General features: G+C 58.1%; 17 protein-coding genes. 15 read left to right on the top strand and 2 right to left on the bottom strand.

Going from position 1 to position 19,030, the window contains the following annotated elements:
* Positions 1-74: 74 nt before the first annotated feature.
* The 11 genes from hflX (at position 75) to LSG25_RS04125 (ending at position 13,315) form a co-directional block, all read left to right on the top strand.
* Positions 75-1,172, top strand: a complete 1,098-nt coding sequence (gene hflX / locus LSG25_RS04175) for a GTPase HflX (RefSeq protein ID WP_232743456.1) — start codon at positions 75-77, stop codon at positions 1,170-1,172.
* Positions 1,147-2,457, top strand: coding sequence for an FtsH protease activity modulator HflK (gene hflK / locus LSG25_RS04170; protein WP_232743455.1), 1,311 nt, complete (start codon positions 1,147-1,149; stop codon positions 2,455-2,457). The genes hflX and hflK overlap by 26 nt, the downstream gene beginning before the upstream one ends.
* A gap of 10 nt (positions 2,458-2,467) precedes the next feature.
* A complete protein-coding gene (gene hflC / locus LSG25_RS04165) occupies positions 2,468-3,355 on the top strand; it encodes a protease modulator HflC (protein ID WP_232743454.1) in 888 nt (295 codons plus the stop codon).
* A gap of 267 nt (positions 3,356-3,622) precedes the next feature.
* Positions 3,623-4,783: an ATP phosphoribosyltransferase regulatory subunit gene (locus tag LSG25_RS04160; protein ID WP_232743453.1), complete on the top strand. Its 1,161-nt coding sequence runs from the start codon at positions 3,623-3,625 to the stop codon at positions 4,781-4,783.
* Between the two features lie 81 nt (positions 4,784-4,864).
* A complete protein-coding gene (locus LSG25_RS04155) occupies positions 4,865-6,160 on the top strand; it encodes an adenylosuccinate synthase (protein WP_232743452.1) in 1,296 nt (431 codons plus the stop codon).
* 179 nt (positions 6,161-6,339) lie between these two features.
* On the top strand, positions 6,340-6,882 hold the full coding sequence (locus tag LSG25_RS04150) for a phosphoribosyltransferase (protein WP_232743451.1): 543 nt from the start codon (positions 6,340-6,342) through the stop codon (positions 6,880-6,882).
* A gap of 71 nt (positions 6,883-6,953) precedes the next feature.
* Positions 6,954-7,166 carry a 30S ribosomal protein S21 gene (rpsU, locus tag LSG25_RS04145; RefSeq protein WP_013742464.1) on the top strand — a complete coding sequence of 71 codons (213 nt, stop codon included), beginning with the start codon at positions 6,954-6,956 and terminating at the stop codon, positions 7,164-7,166.
* Positions 7,163-9,067, top strand: coding sequence for a DNA primase (gene dnaG / locus LSG25_RS04140; RefSeq protein WP_232743450.1), 1,905 nt, complete (start codon positions 7,163-7,165; stop codon positions 9,065-9,067). The genes rpsU and dnaG overlap by 4 nt, the downstream gene beginning before the upstream one ends.
* Before the next feature lie 266 nt (positions 9,068-9,333).
* On the top strand, positions 9,334-11,610 hold the full coding sequence (gene rpoD, locus LSG25_RS04135; RefSeq protein ID WP_232743449.1) for an RNA polymerase sigma factor RpoD: 2,277 nt from the start codon (positions 9,334-9,336) through the stop codon (positions 11,608-11,610).
* A 137-nt stretch (positions 11,611-11,747) separates the two neighbouring features.
* Positions 11,748-12,692 (top strand): pirin family protein, encoded by a 945-nt coding sequence (locus LSG25_RS04130; RefSeq protein WP_232743448.1) that lies wholly within the window; start codon positions 11,748-11,750, stop codon positions 12,690-12,692.
* A gap of 77 nt (positions 12,693-12,769) precedes the next feature.
* Positions 12,770-13,315, top strand: coding sequence for an NADPH-dependent FMN reductase (locus tag LSG25_RS04125; protein WP_232743447.1), 546 nt, complete (start codon positions 12,770-12,772; stop codon positions 13,313-13,315).
* A 914-nt stretch (positions 13,316-14,229) separates the two neighbouring features.
* On the opposite strand, the gene LSG25_RS04120 is transcribed toward LSG25_RS04125, so the two are convergent.
* Positions 14,230-15,021 (bottom strand): IclR family transcriptional regulator, encoded by a 792-nt coding sequence (locus LSG25_RS04120; protein ID WP_232743446.1) that lies wholly within the window; start codon positions 15,019-15,021, stop codon positions 14,230-14,232.
* A complete protein-coding gene (locus LSG25_RS04115) occupies positions 15,018-15,656 on the bottom strand; it encodes a flavin reductase family protein (protein WP_232743445.1) in 639 nt (212 codons plus the stop codon). The genes LSG25_RS04120 and LSG25_RS04115 overlap by 4 nt, the downstream gene beginning before the upstream one ends.
* Before the next feature lie 279 nt (positions 15,657-15,935).
* Here LSG25_RS04115 and LSG25_RS04110 point away from each other — a divergent pair, with 279 nt between their 5' ends.
* From LSG25_RS04110 to LSG25_RS04095, 4 genes are read left to right on the top strand one after another with little or no spacing between them, the layout of a single operon-like run.
* Entirely contained in the window at positions 15,936-16,880 is a 945-nt protein-coding gene (locus tag LSG25_RS04110) for a Bug family tripartite tricarboxylate transporter substrate binding protein (RefSeq protein WP_370635992.1), read from the top strand.
* 30 nt (positions 16,881-16,910) lie between these two features.
* Positions 16,911-17,291, top strand: a complete 381-nt coding sequence (locus LSG25_RS04105) for a RidA family protein (protein WP_232743443.1) — start codon at positions 16,911-16,913, stop codon at positions 17,289-17,291.
* A 9-nt stretch (positions 17,292-17,300) separates the two neighbouring features.
* Positions 17,301-18,173: an amidohydrolase gene (locus tag LSG25_RS04100; RefSeq protein ID WP_232743442.1), complete on the top strand. Its 873-nt coding sequence runs from the start codon at positions 17,301-17,303 to the stop codon at positions 18,171-18,173.
* Positions 18,170-19,030 (top strand): fumarylacetoacetate hydrolase family protein, encoded by an 861-nt coding sequence (locus LSG25_RS04095; RefSeq protein WP_232743441.1) that lies wholly within the window; start codon positions 18,170-18,172, stop codon positions 19,028-19,030. The genes LSG25_RS04100 and LSG25_RS04095 overlap by 4 nt, the downstream gene beginning before the upstream one ends.

The raw sequence follows: 19,030 nt of genomic DNA, 5'->3' as shown, positions 1-19,030 counted from the left end.
TCAGCTTTTCATCCGCTTGATGAAACGCCCGCCGTGTGCCATGCGCCGGCGGGCATTTCGTTTATAAGGTCTCCATGAAAGCTTTGATCGTAAGCGTTGATTTGGGCAGTCCCGATTTCCAGGCGCATGCCGATGAATTCGTCATGCTTGCCAAAGGCGCCGGAGCCGAGATTGCAGGAACGCTGATTGCGCGCCGTTCTCGCCCCGACGCGGCGCATTTCATAGGTTCGGGCAAGCTCGAAGAAGGAATTCTGCTTGCCGACGAAACGCAGGCGGAAATCATCCTGTTCGACCAGCCCCTGACCCCGGCCCAGCAACGCAACCTCGAGCGTGGCTTCAATCGCCGGGTGGTCGATCGGGTTGCCCTGATCCTGGATATTTTTGCCTTGCGTGCCAAAAGCCATGAAGGCAAGCTGCAGGTTGAACTGGCTCAGCTGCAGCATCTTTCCACGCGCCTGACCCGCATGTGGTCGCACCTGGAACGGCAACGCGGCGGGATAGGCATGCGCGGGCCAGGCGAGGCCCAGCTAGAAATGGACCGCCGCATGATAGGCGCCAAAGTGCGCCTGTTGCGCGAGCGCCTGGATCGGGTGCAGCGGCAGCGCACCACCCAGCGGCGTTCCCGGGCGCGCGGCGGCATATTGTCGGTTTCGCTGGTAGGCTACACCAACGCGGGCAAGTCCACTTTGTTCAATGCCCTGACGCGTGCCGATGCCTACGCGGCCGACCAGCTTTTTGCCACGCTCGACACCACGACGCGTCGGATCTGGATCGAAGGGGCGGGGCAGGTGGTGATTTCGGATACCGTGGGTTTTATCCGGGATTTGCCCCCCACGCTTATTGCGGCGTTCAGGGCTACGCTCGAGGAAACCATTCAGGCCGATCTGCTGTTGCATGTCGTGGATGCCTCCAGCCACCAGCGTGACGAACAAATTGCCGAGGTCGACAAGGTGCTTGCGGACATCGGCGCGGACGAGGCCCCGCGGATTTTGGTGTATAACAAGATAGACGAGGCGGGTTATGAGCCCCGCGTCGAGCGTAACGAACATGGTACCATTGCGCGAGTCTTTGTGAGCGCCCTGAAGCGTGCGGGCCTGGATGGTTTGCGCGGGGCTATTGTCGAGTCAGATCAAATCGCGGGAAATAATGCGTTTAATGTCGAAAATATTTAATTTGAATGACCCCGGTTGGGGGCGTGGCAATAATAACGGTTCCGAGCCACCGCGCCGTCCGAACAAAGGCGAGGGGCCGCCCGATCTCGACGAAGTCTGGCGCGATTTCAATAACCGCATTGGTTCTCTGTTCGGCCGTAAACCCAAACGCGGCGGCAGCTCCAATGGCGGCAGCGGCGGCGGCAACAACGGCAGTTTCCTGCCCATGCCCAAAAACACGCCCAAGGTCATCGCCATCGTCCTGATCATCGCTCTGGGCTTGTGGCTTGCCAGCGGCTTTCTCATTGTGCAGGAAGGCCAGGTTGCCGTGGTAACCAAATTCGGCAAGTACAAGGCCACACTGCCTCCGGGTCTGCAGTGGCGCTTGCCGTATCCCATTGAAGACCATCAAATGGTCAATATTTCGCAATTGCGCACGTTTGAAGTCGGTTTTCGCGGCTCGTCGCGCAACAAGATTCTGCCTGAGTCGCTTATGCTCACCAACGACGAAAATATCGTCGATGTGCAGTTTGTCGTGCAGTATCGGCTGATGTCCGATGGGGCGCCCGATTATTTGTTCAAAACCAGCCATCCCGACGAATCCGTGCGCCAGGTTGCTGAAACGGCCATGCGCGAAATCGTGGGCAAAAAGCCCATGGATTTCATTTTGTATTCGGGCCGTACCGAAGTGGCGGCCGATGTGCAAAAACTCACCCAGAGCATACTCGACCGTTATAAAACAGGCATACAAATCAGTACGGTGGCGATTCAGAACGTACAACCGCCCGAGCAGGTACAGGCGGCTTTCGACGACGCGGTTAAAGCCGGTCAGGACCGGGAACGCCAGATCAACGAAGGTAATGCCTATTCCAACAAGGTTTTGCCCGAAGCGCAGGGGCAGGTGGCCCGTCTGGTTCAGGAAGCGGAAGGTTATCGCGCCAAAGTCGTGGGCGACGCCCTGGGCGACACGGCCCGCTTCAACAGTATTGAAGCCGAATACGCCAAGGCTCCTGAAATCTTGCGTGAACGCCTGTATCTGTCGACCATGCAAGAAATCCTGGAGCGTGCCAGCAAGGTCATGATCGATACGCAGTCGAGTAACAATATGTTGTATTTACCGCTAGATAAAATCATGCAGCAGGTGTCGCGCGCGCAAACCGACGCCAATGCACCCATAGCGGCGGCCGCGGCCGCCGCCACCACTCCGGCCCCCTCGACGACCAAACCTGCGGCTTCGCCGGTTCGGCGCAAAGACCCGCCTGCTTCATTGCAGGATTCTTTGTCGATCAATCGTTTCTCACGCTAAGGAGGCCATCATGCAACGTTTATTTCCCGCTCTGGTTGGCCTGGTGATCGTCCTGGCCGTTCTTTCTTCGTGCGTATTTGTGGTGCGCGAGCGCGACTCCGCCTTGCTGTTTGCCCTGGGCGAGGTACGTGAAACCATCACCCAGCCAGGTTTGTATTTCAAGCTGCCGCCGCCGTTTGAAAACGTGGTGTTGCTCGACAAACGCCTGCAAACCATAGAAAGCACCGATCCCGAGCGCATTCAAACGGCCGAAAAGAAAAACCTGCTGATTGACTCCTTCGTCAAATGGCGGATTTCCGATCCCCGCCTGTTTTACGTTACTTTCGGTGCCAATGACCGTGCCGCGCAAGAACGTCTGCAAGCGCAGATCCGCGATGCCCTGAACGCCTCGGTCAACGTGCGCACTGTAAAAGATGTGGTTTCCAGCGAACGCGACAAAATCATGGACGAGGTGCTGACGACCGTCGAGGCGCGTGCCAAGCCGCTGGGCGTCCAGGTGGTCGATGTGCGTTTGCGCCGTATCGAGTTTGCTCCTGAAATTTCCGAATCGGTTTACCGGCGCATGGAAGCGGAACGCAAACAAGAGGCCAATCGATTGCGTGCAACCGGGGCGGCGGATAGTGAAAAAATCCGTGCCCAGGCCGACAGGGAGCGTGAAGAGATTCTGGCCAAGGCCTATGCCCAGGCGCAGGGGATCAAAGGCGAGGGCGATGCCAAGGCCAACTCGATTTATTCCGAGGCCTATGGCAAGAATCCCAAGTTTTTCAGCTTCTACAAAAGCCTCGAGGCATATCGTGCGGCGTTCTCGAAGCCTGGCGACATGCTTGTGCTGAGCCCCAAGTCCGATTTTTTCAAATACTGGAATTCGGCCTCCGGAGTCAAGCCCGCCACGCCTTGATTCCTGCAAATGGCGAATCCGCCACAAAAGCGGATTCGCCATTTGGGCGGTACGCCACAACAGGGTACAATGCCATGTAAGTTGACAGATTATTCCGCAAGCGACTCGGCGGGCTTACGCCTCCAGTCGCTTTTTGTTTGTCTGTCACATTTCATTTCTGGATCCACATACCGCTTCGCCTGCCGCACATCGGGCACGGTGCGTGCCCGATGTGCGCGATCGATGCGGAAATGACGCTATTTTCGAAGGCCTTTTTCAGAACGACATATGTCCAATTGGTTGTTGCCAGAAAGCCTGGCCGATATTCTTCCCGCCGAGGCTCGCCGCATAGAAGAACTGCGACGCGATTTGCTGGATTTGTACCGCACGTACGGGTTCGAGCTTGTGGCTCCGCCTCTGGTGGAATACATAGACTCCTTGCTTACGGGGACCGGCGGCGATCTCAATTTGCGTACCTGCAAGCTGGTTGACCAGCTCTCCGGCCGCACTCTGGGAGTGCGCGCCGACATGACACCGCAGGTGTCGCGTATTGACGCCCATTTACTGAATCGCGAGGGGGTTACCAGGCTTTGCTATTGCGGTTCAGTGCTGCATGCCCGGCCGGCGGGGCTGCTGTCCGATCGCGAGTTATTGCAAATTGGCGCCGAATTATTCGGCCATGCCGGCGTCGAAGCCGACATTGAAATCATCCAGCTTGCCTTCGAAAGCGTAAGGCGCGCCGGTGTCGACAACGCCAGGCTGGACCTGAGCCATCCGGGGGTGGCGCATGCCATTATCGATGCGGATCCGGCCCTGGCCGGCTCGGCCGACGAGATCTTCGCGCTGCTCAGCATCAAGGACGTACCCGGCCTGGTCGAGCTAAGTAAGCGTTTGCCCGATATGCAAGACGCCAGCTTGCAGGCATTATTGGTGCTTCCGTCTTTGTATGGCGGGGTCGAAGTGCTTGCGCGGGCCAAAAGCGCCTTGCCCGGACTGCCCGCCGTGCATGCGGCATTGGCCAACCTCGAAACCCTTGTGCATGCCATGCCCAAGTACGAATTCGGCATCGATCTGGCCGATCTGGGCAGCGGATATGGCTACCACTCCGGCGTTGTGTTTTCAATTTATGCCGAAGGCTGGCACGATGCCCTGGTCAAGGGCGGTCGCTACGACGGCATAGGCAGGGCCTTCGGCCGGGCCCGGCCGGCAACGGGGTTCAGCCTCGATTTGCGCAAGCTGTCGTCCGGGCTCGAGGCGCCTGCCGTGGCCAAGGCGGTCCGGGCCCCCTGGGGCACCGATCCTTTGCTGGTCGATGCCCTGCGCGCCTTGCGCGAGGCGGGCGAGATCGTGGTCCAGGCCTTGCCTGGGCAGTCGCAGCGGCTGGATGAATTCATCGTTGATCGGGAACTGGTTCTCGAAAACGGGGCATGGAAGGTAAGAGCGATTTAGCATGCCGGGCTGTCGGCTTTATCGTGTGGTTTAAACCCTTTTTAGTCTATACATACGGCTAAAACTTTTTTGATACGTAACATGAGCAAGAATATTGTGGTGATCGGCACTCAGTGGGGTGACGAAGGGAAGGGGAAAATCGTTGACTGGCTTGCCGAGTCGGCTCAAGGGGTCGTGCGTTTCCAGGGCGGACATAATGCCGGCCATACGCTGTGGATCAATGGCAAGAAAACCATATTGCGCCTGATTCCATCGGGAATCATGCACCCCAATCTGACCTGCTATATCGGCAACGGCGTGGTTCTTTCGCCCGAAGCCTTGTTGAAGGAAATCGCCGAGCTCGAAGAGGCCGGTCTCGATGTCCGTTCGCGTCTGCAGATATCTCCGGCTTGCCCACTGATTTTGCCTTATCACATTGCCGTCGACCAGGCGCGCGAAGTGCACAAAGGGGCGGGCAAGATCGGTACCACGGGCCGCGGCATCGGGCCTGCCTACGAAGACAAGGTCGCGCGCCGCGCTTTGCGGGTACAAGACCTGTACGACCCGGCCGTGTTCGACGACAAGCTGGCCGAGGCGCTCGACTATCACAACTTTGTGCTGACCCAGTACCTGGGGGCCAAGGCGGTTTCCGCCGACGAGGTGCGTGAACAGGCCATGTCCCTGGCTCCCGCCATCCAGCCCATGGTCGCCGACGTATCCGGCAACCTGCATATAGCCCAGCGGTCCGGCCACAACCTCCTGTTCGAAGGAGCGCAGGGCTCCCTGCTCGATATCGATCACGGCACCTATCCGTTCGTGACCAGCAGCAACTGCGTGTCGGGTGCCGCCGCCGCCGGAGCCGGCGTCGGGCCACAATCCCTCCACTATGTGCTGGGAATTGCCAAGGCCTACACCACGCGCGTCGGGTCGGGTCCTTTCCCCAGCGAACTTCTCGATGAAACCGGCGCGCACCTGGCGACGGTCGGCAAAGAGTTCGGATCGGTTACCGGGCGGCCTCGCCGTTGCGGCTGGTTCGATGGCGCCGCCATGAAGCGTTCGGTCATGATCAATGGCATTTCGGGGCTGTGCATCACCAAGCTCGATGTGCTCGATGGCCTCGAACATATAAAAATCGGTGTGGGATACCGCTACCGGGGCGAGTTTCTCGATTTGCTTCCCTACGGCGCCCACGCTGTGGCCGAAGCCGAGCCTGTGCTCGAAGAAATGGCGGGCTGGTCCGAATCGACAGTGGGCATTACCGAATACGACAAATTGCCTATCAATGCACGCCGTTACCTCGAGCGCATCTCCGACGTGTGCGAGGTGCCTATCGATATGGTTTCCACAGGCCCCGATCGCCTGGAAACCATCGTGTTGCGGCATCCCTTCAAAGGTTGAGGCATGGCGTTGGCCTGCGGGCCGACGCCGGAATATCCGGTTTCGATCGAACCCCCGCTTGTCGCCGATCGGGGGTTTCGTTCTTTTCGCCTCGGGTATTGTGCCTGCCTGCGGCGTCTTGCTTATTGTGCTTGGCCAAATGAGGCGGCTAAAATCGCGTATCTACAGGAGTTATCTACATGAGTTTGCCCCCAAGCACGGATCGCGATCTTTGGGTTAGCTGGGACCAATATAACGGCCTGGTCGAGCGGCTTGCCTTGAATGTCCACGAAGCTGGCTGGCAGTTCGACAATATAGTGTGCCTGGCCCGCGGAGGTGTGCGCGTGGGCGATGTGCTTTCACGCATTTTCGATGTGCCGCTGGGCATCCTGGCTACCAGCAGCTATCGCGAGGCGGCCGGTACGCAGCAGGGGCAGCTCGATATCGCCCAGTTCATCACGATTACCCGCGGCACTCTCGAAGGAAGGGTGTTGCTGGTCGACGACATGGTGGACACGGGCCTTACCTTCATCAAGGTGGGCGAACACTTGCGCTCGCAGTTTCCGGCAATCACCGAGCTCAAGAGCGCGGTGTTATGGTGGAAAGGCCACGCCAGGGCAACGCCCGATTACTTTGTCGAGAAACTCCCGACCAATCCCTGGATTCATCAGCCATTTGAAGATTACGATAGTTTGCGGCCTCATCAGCTCGAGGCCTGGGTGAGAAAAGGTGTCCGCAATTAGGTGTTTCGTGTTAAACTCTTTGGTTGTCGTTTACATCATTTATTTTTAACTAATTTAATACAAAAGACTACATGCCTATCGTTCGTCTGAAAGAAAACGAGCCCTTCGAAGCCGCCTTGCGCCGCTTCAAGCGCACTATCGAGAAAATCGGCCTCTTGACCGAGCTGCGTTCGCGTGAGTTCTACGAAAAGCCTACGGCTGAGCGTAAGCGCAAGCATGCTGCGGCCGTCAAGCGCCATTACAAGCGTATTCGCAGCCAACAGCTGCCTCCGCGCCTGTATTGATCCCTGAATCATTTGTTCAGGACCTGCTCGCCCGAGTTGATGTTGTTGACGTCGTCGGGCGATATGTACAGCTGCGCAAGGGCGGAGCCAATCTGCTTGGCTTGTGCCCGTTTCATAACGAAAAAAGTCCGTCTTTTACCGTAAGTCCGACCAAGCAGTTTTACCACTGCTTTGGCTGCGGCGCCCACGGTAGCGCTATTACATTTTTAATCGAGCACACCGGGGCCAGCTTCCCGGAAGCGGTGCGTTCCCTGGCTGCAGCCGTTGGCATGACGGTGCCTGAAGAATCCCGCAGCCCGCAGCAGCGCGCGGCGTCCCAGCGCCACAAGGAAGAAGTTTCACGCCAGCAGCAAATACTGGATCTGGCGCAAGCGCATTATTTGCGTGAGCTCAAGGCGTCTCCAGCGGCGATTCGCTACCTGAAACAGAGGGCGCTTAGCGGCCAGATTGCCGCGCGTTTTGGCCTGGGCTGGTCGGGAACCGATCGCCGTGGCCTGGCCAGCGTCTTTCCCCACTATGAAGATCCGCTCCTGATCGAGTCCGGACTGGTGATTGAGTCCGAAGACGGACGTCGGTACGACCGGTTCCGCGAACGGATCATGTTTCCCATTCGCAATACGCGTGGGAACCTGATCGGGTTTGGCGGGCGCATCATTGGCAAAGGCGAGCCCAAGTATCTGAATTCGCCTGAAACTTCACTTTTTTCAAAAGGCCATGAATTGTATGGCATGTGGGAAGGGCGCACGGGTATACGGTCTGAAGGCTATGTGCTGGTGGTCGAAGGGTACATGGATGTGGTCGGGCTGGCGCAGCAGGGCGTAGAGAACGCGGTTGCCACGCTGGGCACGGCAACGACCTCGCAGCATATCCAAAAATTGTTGCGTACAAGCGACAAGATTATTTTCAGTTTCGATGGCGACGCGGCAGGCCGCCGCGCGGCCTGGCGTGCCCTGCAGGCCTCTTTGCCAATGCTGCGCGACGATGTGTCGGTCCGGTTCCTGTTTTTGCCCGCCGAGCATGATCCGGATTCCTACGTGCGTGAATTCGGTGCCGAGGCTTTTCGCGCCGCCGTGGGCGAGGCCGTGCCCTTGTCGCGGTTCATGCTGGAAGAGTTGGCCGGGCGTCATCCCATGGACGAAGCCGAGGGGCGTGCTGCGTGCGTGCACGAGGCCAAGCCGCTGCTGGCGATGCTGCCGGAAGGCACTACGCTGCGCATGCAGATTGAACGTGAATTTGCCAAGCGGGTGCAGCTTACTCCGGAAGAACTGGCTGCAATGCTGGCCGCCATGCCGGCTCCCAAGCCTTTGGCTGTGCCGGCGGCGCCCCGCGAAACCGGGATATCGGGCGGCGATGCACCGCCCGAGTGGGCCGATATACCTGTTTTTGCCGCTGACGATAGTGAACCCTATAGTCCCAATGTTTCGGCTGGCCGGGGCCGCGCAAACCGCGCAGCGCCGACCGGTAATAACCGCCGTTCGGTCACTCCCATGGCGAAGCGTTTGTTGCGCCTGCTGCTGGCGCATCCTGAACTGGTCAACAGTCTGGGCGACCAACAGCTTGAAATTCTGGAGCAGGGCCCCCATCTGGTACTTGTCAGGGAACTGATCGTCCTGGCCCATACCAGCGGTGCCCGGCACGTGGGTGCCTTGTTCCAGGCCGCCGATCCCGAATCCGATCTGGCTGGCGTATTGAGCTCCCTGTCGACCGAATTGCTCGATCAGGACGATTTGCCGGATCCGCAAACCGAGTGGAACGACGCTTTGCATCGTATCGAGCTCGAGGCCATCAAGGCCGAGCAATCCGCCCTGATACAGTCCGGTTTGCAAGACGATGCCGCCCGCAAGCGGTATCAGGAATTGACGCGACGAATTGCGCTGTTAAATAATGCCTCTTCGCGCTAATTATTGTAAAATAGAGAGTTTTCGCAGGGTCTTTGCATATTGTTGTGGCTCTTTGCCGCCACGCCATCGCCGAGTGATGGTGTTTTGAATTCGAAGCTCCCCCGTGCCTTGCAACCATAGTGTCAAGGAATTCCAAATTACGGGCTTCGCGTTCAACATCCGAATTCTGCTCTTTATGCCGAGTCTCTGTGATAAGTAAGTTCTGCCCTGCAACATTCGGTTGGCATTTTGACTAACCGAGTGCGTTTGCGCCTACGGAAGCGACTATGACCCAAGCTACTGGTAAAACCTCTTTGGCGGCTGAGAAAAACGCCGCAAAAAAAACTAGAACTGCCGCTGCGACCAAAAGTGTCGACAAGGCTGCAGTCAAGGTAAAGGGGGCCGCTAAGGCCGATACGGCTGTCGATACCAAAGCCGCAGTGAAAAAAGCACCTGCCAAACAGGAAGCGGTAAAAAAAGCGGCTGCTAAAAAAGCGGCAGGGGCCGGTGAGTCCGGAAAAACCGAAAAAGCGCCCAAAGCTGCCGCCGCTCGCCCGATTCCCAGCGGACGCCGCCCCGGTCGCCCCGCAAAGAATGCCAACAACGATGCGCCCGATTTCGGCGACGACGACGTTGAAGGCGAGGCCGAAGTCATTCCCGATCTCAAACCCTTGCCCAAGCGCGGTGGAAAACGTGCCAAGGCCGACAAGGATGCGCCTGCGCGCAATCAGATGACGCCCGAAGAGCAGGAGGCTCGCCGCAACCGGCTCAAGGTCCTGATCAAGCTGGGCAAAGACCGCGGCTACCTGACTTATGGCGAGATCAACGATCACCTGCCCGACGACCTGGTCGATGCCGAGGCCATCGATGGCATTATCAGCACATTCAGCGACATGGGGATTTCGGTTTACGACCAGGCTCCCGATGCTGAAACGCTGCTCCTGAGCGACAATGCTCCAGTGGCCTCCAACGACGACGATGTCGAAGACGAAGCCGAAGCCGCGCTGACGACCGTGGATTCCGATTTCGGTCGCACGACCGATCCGGTGCGCATGTACATGCGTGAAATGGGTACGGTCGAATTGCTGACTCGCGAAGGCGAAATCGAAATCGCCAAACGCATTGAAGATGGCCTCAAGCACATGGTCATGGCGATTGCCGCGTGCCCGACCACGGTCAACGAAATCCTCAATCACATTCAGCGCGTGCGTGAAGGTACGGCGCAAATCGATGAAATCGTCGATGGCCTGATCGACCAGGAAGGCGAAGAATACGCGGGTGCGGGCGTCACGGTGGAAAGCGACGAGAACGAAGACGGCCCGGCGGGCGGCATGAGCAGCAAGCAGCTTGAAGACTTGCGCGTGAAGTCGCTTAAAAAATTCGAGGTGATTGCCGACTGGTTCGAAAAAATGCGCAGAGCCTTCGAAAAAGAAGGCTACGAAGCGCATTCCTATATTCAGGCCCAGGAAGCGATCCTGAGCGAACTGATCGGCATACGCTTTACGGCGAAAATGGTCGAAAGGCTTGCCGATACGCTGCGCGATCAGGTTGCCGAAGTGCGCAAGCTCGAACGCGCCGTGCTGCATACCTGCGTCGATCGCGCGGGCATGCCGCGCGCCTATTTCATCAAGGCCTTTCCCGGCAACGAAACCAATCTCGACTGGGTACTGGCCGAGGTGGCAGCCAACCATGCGTATTCCGAAACGCTCGAACGCCATATCCCGGCGGTACAGGAACTGCAGCAGAAGCTTATCGATTTGCAGGTCAGCGTCGTGCTGCCCCTGAAAGATCTGAAGGACGTCAACAAACGCATGGCTACCGGCGAGGCCAAGGCACGCAAGGCCAAGCGCGAAATGACCGAGGCCAACTTGCGTCTGGTAATTTCCATTGCCAAGAAATATACCAATCGCGGTTTGCAGTTCCTGGATCTGATCCAGGAGGGCAATATCGGCCTTATGAAGGCGGTTGATAAATTCGAATACCGTCGCGGCTACAAGTTTTCCACCTATGCGACATGGTGGATACGCCAGGCCATCACGCGCTCCATTGCCGATCAGGCCCGCACGATCCGGATTCCGGTTCACATGATCGAAACGATCAATAAAATGAACCGCATCAATCGCCAGATCCTGCAGGAAACCGGCGCCGAGCCCGATCCTGCTACGCTGGCGCAAAAAATGGATATGCCTGAAGACAAGGTGCGCAAGATCCTCAAGATCGCCAAAGAGCCCATCTCCATGGAAACCCCCATAGGCGATGACGACGATTCGCATCTGGGCGATTTCATTGAAGATACGGGCACTCTGTCACCGTCCGAGTTTGCCTTGCATGGTTCGATGCGCGACGTCGTCAAAGAGGTCCTCGATTCGCTTACTCCACGCGAAGCCAAGGTCCTGCGCATGCGCTTCGGCATTGAAATGAGCACCGACCAGACCCTGGAAGAAGTCGGCAAGCAGTTCGACGTGACTCGCGAACGTATCCGCCAGATAGAAGCCAAGGCTCTGCGCAAATTGCGTCACCCCAGCCGGGCCGACAAGCTCAAGAGCTTTTTGGAAGGGCAGTAAGCAGTGCGCGGTAATTCGTAAGGCTCTGGACGATCAGGCTCCTGCCGGGTCGCCCAGAGTAGAATCCCAGATAGCCTTGTACGGTATCTGGGATTTTTTATGCGCCCCGGCCGCCGGAATCTCAATTGGAGTAAACAATGAGCAAGCCCGACCCCAGTATTGCAGCCGTATCGCAAACAGCATCGACCGATGGAAATTTTCAGGCACTGCAGCGGATCGGCGCGCGCATTGCCGATGTAGGCGGCATTCCGGTTGCCCGGGCGCTGCCGTCGCGACAGCGCCGCCTGGTGGGTGCGTGGTGCTTTCTGGATCACGCCGGCCCTGCCGATTTCGCGAAAGGCGAGCCTGGCATGCAGGTGGGGCCGCATCCCCATATCGGCCTGCAGACCTTCACGTGGATGATAGAGGGCGAGGTCTTGCACACCGATAGTCTGGGCAACAGCCAGGTCATACGCCCGGGTCAGGTGAATCTCATGACGGCCGGCCGCGGCATCGCGCACACCGAGCAATCCTTGCCTGGGCAGGCTCGTTTGCATGCCGCCCAGCTCTGGATTGCCCTGCCTGCTGAATACAGCCAGATCGCCCCGGCTTTTGATCACTACCCTCATTTGCCCAACTGGACCGAGCAAGGCGTGGCCTGCACCTTGCTTGTCGGCGAGTTCAACGGGCATACGGCGCCGGCGCGCACCTTTTCTCCTTTGCTGGGAGTCGAGCTATTGGCTTCGGAGCCGGCTTCCCTGACATTGCCATTGAGGCCGGATTTCGAATACGCCATGCTGCCGCTTGAAGGTTCGCTGCAAGTCGGCACGGAAGCCATAGGCTTGAATGAATTGGCGTATCTGGGCATCGGACGCAGCAGCGTCGAGTTCAGCATGTCGAGCGGCGGGCGCGTTTTGATGGTGGGTGGCGAGCCCTTGAACGAAGAAATCCTGATCTGGTGGAATTTTGTCGGGCACGACAAAGTTGAAATAGCCAGAGCACAGCACGACTGGGAACGCGGCGGCGAGCGGTACGGGAATGTGGCGGGCCTTTCCGGGCCGCGCCTGATGCCGCCGCCGCTGCCATGGCCCGGTATTGAATGATTACCCGGCGTTGGCCTGAATGCGGATAAACTTGCCCGCAACAACAACGCCTGTTACTTGGAAAGGAATTTGTCATCATGAGTAAACACATAGCCGTCATCGTAGGCAGCCTGCGTCGGGATTCCCTCAATCGCAAAGCGGCGCAGGCCCTGATCCGGCTGGCGCCTCCGTCGCTGACACTCGAAATAGTCGAGATAGGTGGGTTGGCGCTCTACAACCAGGATTTCGATCTGGAACCGCCTTCGGCTCCTTATACCGAATTTCGCCAGAAAATCCTGGATGCCGACGGCATCATTTTTGTCACGCCTGAGCATAATCGTTCGATGCCCGCTGCCATGAAAAATGCCGTAGATATCGGATCCAGGCCATCCGGCCATAGCGTCTGGAATAAAAAGCCTGGCGCGATCCTCAGCGCTTCGCCCTCTTTGCAGGGCGGATTCGGCGCCAGCCATCACTTGCGCCAGTCGCTGGCCTGCCTGAATGTGTATTGCATGGGGCAGCCCGAAACGTATTTGAGCCAGGCGCATTTGCTGTTCGACGAGGCGGGTGTGCCAAGCAAGGATGGCAATGTCTACCTGCAGCGTTTTATCGACGCCTATGCGGATTGGATCGGTAAGTTCTAATCAAAGGCTGCTGAGCGCCGCGGATTATCGGAGAGGTGGCTTGCCTTGTGTGCTGTTTGATCAATGTGTTTACGGGATTCGATGTTTTGGTCGTTTTGGTATTTGAATACGCCGTCTATCGGGGCTTGGGGTCAGGGCCGGCACGGCGTGCTTGATCCGGATCTACCTCGTCCAGGCGGGCGTCGGGCCAAACTCGCTACGCCGCTGGCGCGGCTGCGCTCAAACATGGCCCGCCGAAGGCCCCCGCCTTCCCTACGGTAGCATCCGGCGCACGCCTTACGCCGGTCCTGACCCCAAGCCCCGATAGACGGCTCACGTAATGGCCTGCCGTGAATTGCATCACGGGATGCCCGGAATTTACGTGCTTGCCCCTACCGTTAATGGGCCTGCACCCATAGAACCGTTAACGTGCCCGCACTCATGCCTCCATCACGTGGCCGTATCTACTTCGATTGACTTCTTGATGGATTGACGACTCGATTGACCAAATGCCCACAGCCCAACGTATACCTCGATGCATGACCTCAACGTTTCTCTCGGTGCATGACCCCAACGCTTCTCTCGCTGCATTGCCTCAACGCAAGCCGCAGGGTGGGCGGTGCTGTGCAGTCCGGCGGTAGTCCAGCGCCGGGTGCTGACGAAGGGAAGGCGGGGGCCTTCGGCGGGCGCTGTCTGAGCCCGGCCTCGCGAGGCCGGGCGAGTTCGCCCGACGCCCGCCTGGACGAGGCAGACCCGGGCAGTCGGCTAGCGCAGCTAGCCGACCGCTGGACGTGCCGGACTGCACAGCACCGCCCACCCTGCGGCGTCTTTATAGAACTACACCCGCCAACACAGCCCAAAGATCAAGCCTAAAAACAGCTCAAAACAAAAGTCACTGAAACACGTCCAGCCCCGTAAACATTTGAAAGAATGCGTTAATGGCTTACTTCGGCATGGTGCCGCGCTATCAAGCGCGCCTGTTCCTGCATCATGCCCAGCACGACTGGCAGGCGTTGCGGGTTGAGCCGCTCGGCCATCGCCGTAATGGTTACCGCGGCTAGAGGCTCGCCGCTTTTGGCCCGCACCGGAATCGCCAGGGCGCTGGTACCTGCCATGACACCGGCAGCGGCGTAAGCATAGTCCGTTGCACGGGCAGTTCGAATACGCTCCAGCAATTCTTGCGGGTCCAGATGATGCACGGCCAGGCGGCGGGCATTCTCGTGCACGATGGCTTCGCTTTCCTCCTGGGTCAGGCACGAAAGCAGCGCCACTCCCGACACGCCGACTCCGAGCGGCCGGCGCACGCCGACTTCGATCGATAGCACCTGTATCGGATGATCGCCGGTTTTACGACCTATGCAAATCGAATCGTGGCCATGGCGCACGCTTAAAAATACCGTATCGCCCACCTGTTCCGCCAGTTTGTTCAGATAGGTGTCGGCAATCGTCAGCAAAGGGAATCGCTTGGTTCTGGCTATTCCCAATAGCGTCAGTTCAGGCCCGATAAGATAGTGCCGCGTATCGGAATGCTGTTCGACCGCGCCTTCTTCTATCAAGGCCTTCAGGATGCGGTGCACCGTGGGGCGGTTCAGACCGGACATCTGCACGATGTCGGTCAGCCTTACGCCGCGCTCCTGCCCGCAGGCCAGCAAGCGCAAAATAGCCATGGCGCGGCGCACGGTCTGCGCACCATGCGTGGTGTCCTTGTCGTCGACGGACTTGATCATTGCGGCTCGACTTTGGCGCCGATGATGGACTTGGGTGTTTGAGCTATGGGCTGCATGGATATGATTTCTCCCAGTGTGGCGTAATTGGGGCCGGCCAGGCGCGCGACAGGCCGCAATTGAGCCGTATCGATTTTGCCGTTATGCAGCAAGTCGTCACGCACGTGAAAAAGCATGATTTCACCAACATGGAATTCGGCACCCGTGTCGCCGAACGGCGTAACCGAATGCAGGCGGCACTCCATGCTGATAGGTGCGATAGCCAGGCGCGGCACCGCAATCGCCTGGCCTTTTATCAGTTCCAGGCCCAGCAGGGCCGCCTCGCTGATTTCCGGCGGATGTTCCACTGCGCTTTGATGAATGGCGTCAATCAGCGTGTCGTCGCCGATGTTGACGACAAACTCGCCGGTTTCGTGAATGTGGCGCGAGGTGTCTTTGCGGACCCCTGCTTTGCGGCCGATGTTGATGCCTATCATCGGTGGCTTGTTGGAAACGATGGTATAGCAGCTGAATGGCGCCAGGTTGATCAGCCCGGCGGTCGAGCGCGTACTTACCCAGGCAATGGGGCGCGGCACCACGATTCCTGTCAGGAGCTTGTAGGTTTGTTCGGGATTGATGTCTGTCGAGCGTATTTGCATTGAAGGTGCCCTTGAAAACGGTGGCTGATTCCCGTCCCGTGGATAGCCTGTTTGACGGAGTTATTTTAATGTCCACATTGTGACGAACTTAATTTGGCTGAAAATACGATTCTCAAGTAAATCATAGGTTTTATGTTTTTCTTTTATTTTTGTTTTGAATATTAGTCCAAATATCGGACTTTTTTTCGAAATGATTGTTGTCGTGACAGATGCCCATTGCTATCGTGATTCGCAGCACAACACAATAAGGAGACAGGCATGAAAAAATTTGCATTGCTGATGATGTCGTTGGCATTGACGTATGGCATCAACGCCAACGCCACACAATGGCCAAGCCAACCAGTCAAGATCGTCGTGCCATATCCACCGGGTGGCAATGTCGATGTGGCTGCCAGAATTATTGCGCCAGGTTTGCAAGAGGCGTTTGGCCAGCCTTTTATTGTGGAAAACAAGCCAGGGGCGGGCGGCATGATTGCCGGTGAATATGTGGCGCGCTCGGCGCCCGATGGATACACCTTGTTCATGGCCGCAAATGGACCTTTGCTTTACAGCCCGCTTATTTTCGGCCGCACTCCTTATCAATGGAAAAAGAGTTTCGAGCCTATCAGTTCCGTGTCGTATACACCTATGGTCTTGCAGGTGCGTCCCTCCCTGCCTGTCAAGACGGTGGCCGATTTGATTGCGCTGGCCAAAAAAGAACCGGGCAAATTGAATATGGCGGCGCCGGGCGCCGGCACGAGCAATCATCTGGTCAGCGAGCTGCTGCAGGCGGTCACCGGAGCGCACTGGACTACCGTGCAGTACAAGGGCAATGCGCCGGCAATGACCGATTTGCTCGGCGGCCAGGTGGATTTCGATTTCGACCAGATTTCAGTCGCCTTGCCGTTCATCAAGCAGGGCAAGCTGCGCCCGCTGGCCGTCACGACCGACAAACGGGTAAAGTCCCTGCCCAATGTCCCCACTTTCGCCGAAGCCGGTGTCAAAGACATGGTGGCAACGACCTTCACCGGTCTTCTGGCTCCCAAGGGAACGCCCAAGGACGTTGTGGATCGCCTCAGCGCGGCCCTGCACAAAATACTCGGGCAGCAAGATGTCATAGATAAATTTGATGGGCTCGGCGCCGAAGCGCGTGCTGCCACGCCTCGGGAATTCACCGATTATCTCGCCAGCGAAGACGCCCGGTGGACTCCCATCATCAAGCGTGCGCATATCAGGGCCAATTGATTTTCAAGCTTAGGGATGGAGCGAGTCATCATGAAGAGAACCAGCGTGTATGCCCAGGGGTTCAGCCACAAGAACCCCATTCCGGCCGCCTGCCGAATTGGACAAATGCTTTATTCCGGCAGCATTCAGGGCACCGATCCTGCAACCGGAGCGTATGGATCCTCCCTGGAAGCCCAGTGCGAGCTGATGTTCGCCCATGTACGGCGCATTGTCGAGGCCGGTGGAGGAACGACCGGCCATATCGTCAAAATGACGGTATGGATGAATGATCGCTCGCAGCGCGCGGCGTTGAATACGGTATGGCTGGCGATGTTTCCGGACCCCGCGGCCCGGCCCGCCCGCCACACCATGCAGGCCAGCCTCGATGGCGGGAAGCTTATTGAATGCGATTTTATTGCGGTCATTGATTGAGAGAGCAGCATGCCAGAATACCTACCCTTCAACCCTCATCCCAAAACGCCCAGCCCGCTGCCGCCGCCCCACAGTTGCGACAGCCAGTTCCATGTGTTCGGGCCGCGGGAAAAATATCCGATCCGCCCCGGTGCCGCTTACGAGATGCCTACCGCGACCATCGAGGTGGCGCTGCGCCTGCACAAGACCCTGGGCATAGAGCGCGGGGTCATCGTACAGGCTACGACCTATGGCGCAGACCACCAGATCGTGCTGGACGGTCTGGCCGCGGCGGGCTCGAATTATCGGGGATGCGCCAACGCGGCGGTCTTGCTGGAGCGGGATGACGCCTATCTGGATACTCTGCATCGTGCCGGGGTGCGCGGCGCGCGTTTCAGCCGGCAGGGGCTCGGCATCACCATGTCCGCAGCCGATTTCGATCGCGCCATCGGGCGAGTCAGGGAGCTGGGCTGGTATGCGAAGTTTCAGCCTGAACCCGGTGGCATCATGGATCAGGTTTCCCTGTTCGAATCGCTGGACATCCCGGTGATCATTGACCATATGGGGCGGGCCGATCCGTCCAAGGGGGAGCAAGACGCAAGCTTGCGCAAACTGGTCGAATTGCTGGGACGCGGCAATTTTTGGGTCATGCTGTCCTTGAGCGAGAAGCTCTCCAGGCAGGGATTCCCCTGGGACGACGTAGTGCCGGTGGCGCGTGCCTGTATCGGCGCGGCGCCCGATCGCGTCATATGGGGCAGCGATTGGCCGCATCCGGTATCGGTCAAGCAGCCTCCGAACGAAGGCGATCTGCTTGAACTGCTTTATCGTTATGCGCCGGATGCCGCGGTACTCAAGAAAATCCTGGTCGATAACCCTGCCGCATTGTTTGGATTCGATTCATGAAACTCATTTCGTATGAAGCACAAGGCAGGCGGCGTTTTGGCGTAGTGCGGGACGACAGTATTATCGACCTGACCGACAGGCTTGGGCCGGGGGTTTCCTCCTTGCGCGACGCACTGGCTGGCGATGGGCTCAAGCTTGTGCCGGGTATTGCTGACAAGGCCAAGCCCGAATTCTCCTTGAGTGAGGTGAAGTTGTTGCCGCCCATTCCGAGTCCCGAGAAGATTATTTGCGTGGGTGTCAACTATAGCCATCGCAATGAAGAATACAAAGACGGTTCCGCGGCACCCAAGTATCCCAGCGTGTTTCCAAGGTTTCCGGGGTCTTTTGTGGGGCACGGCAATGCGCTGATGCGGCCGCCCGAATCGGAACAGCTCGATTATGAAGGCGAGATCGCCCTGGTCATAGGCAAGCCCGGCCGCCGCATAGCGTTGGCAGACGCCGAGGGCCATATTGCCGGCTTGATGTGCCTCAATGAAGGGACTGTCCGCGATTGGGTCAGGCACGGCAAATTCAATGTGACCCAAGGGAAGAATTTCGATGCGAGCGGCGCCATGGGCCCTTGGCTGGCAACGGCAGATGAGTTCGAGCGTTATGACGATCTGGAGGTCATTACGCGCGTCAATGGCGAAGAACGTCAGCGCGACACCACGGCCAATCTGATGTTTTCATTTGGCTTCCTGATACATTACATCTCGACCTGGACCACACTGCGGCCGGGCGACATCATTTCCACCGGGACGCCTATCGGGGCGGGGGTCCGCTTCGATCCCCCCAGATTCCTGAAGGCGGGCGATGTCGTGGAGGTCGAGGTTCCCGGCTTGGGGGTATTGTCGAATGTGGTGGCTGACGAACAATAG

This window comes from Paralcaligenes sp. KSB-10 (genome assembly GCF_021266465.1).
Lineage (GTDB): Bacteria > Pseudomonadota > Gammaproteobacteria > Burkholderiales > Burkholderiaceae_B.
The sequence above is the reverse complement of the archived record's forward strand: the minus strand, read 5'-3'. Positions and strand labels throughout refer to the sequence as shown.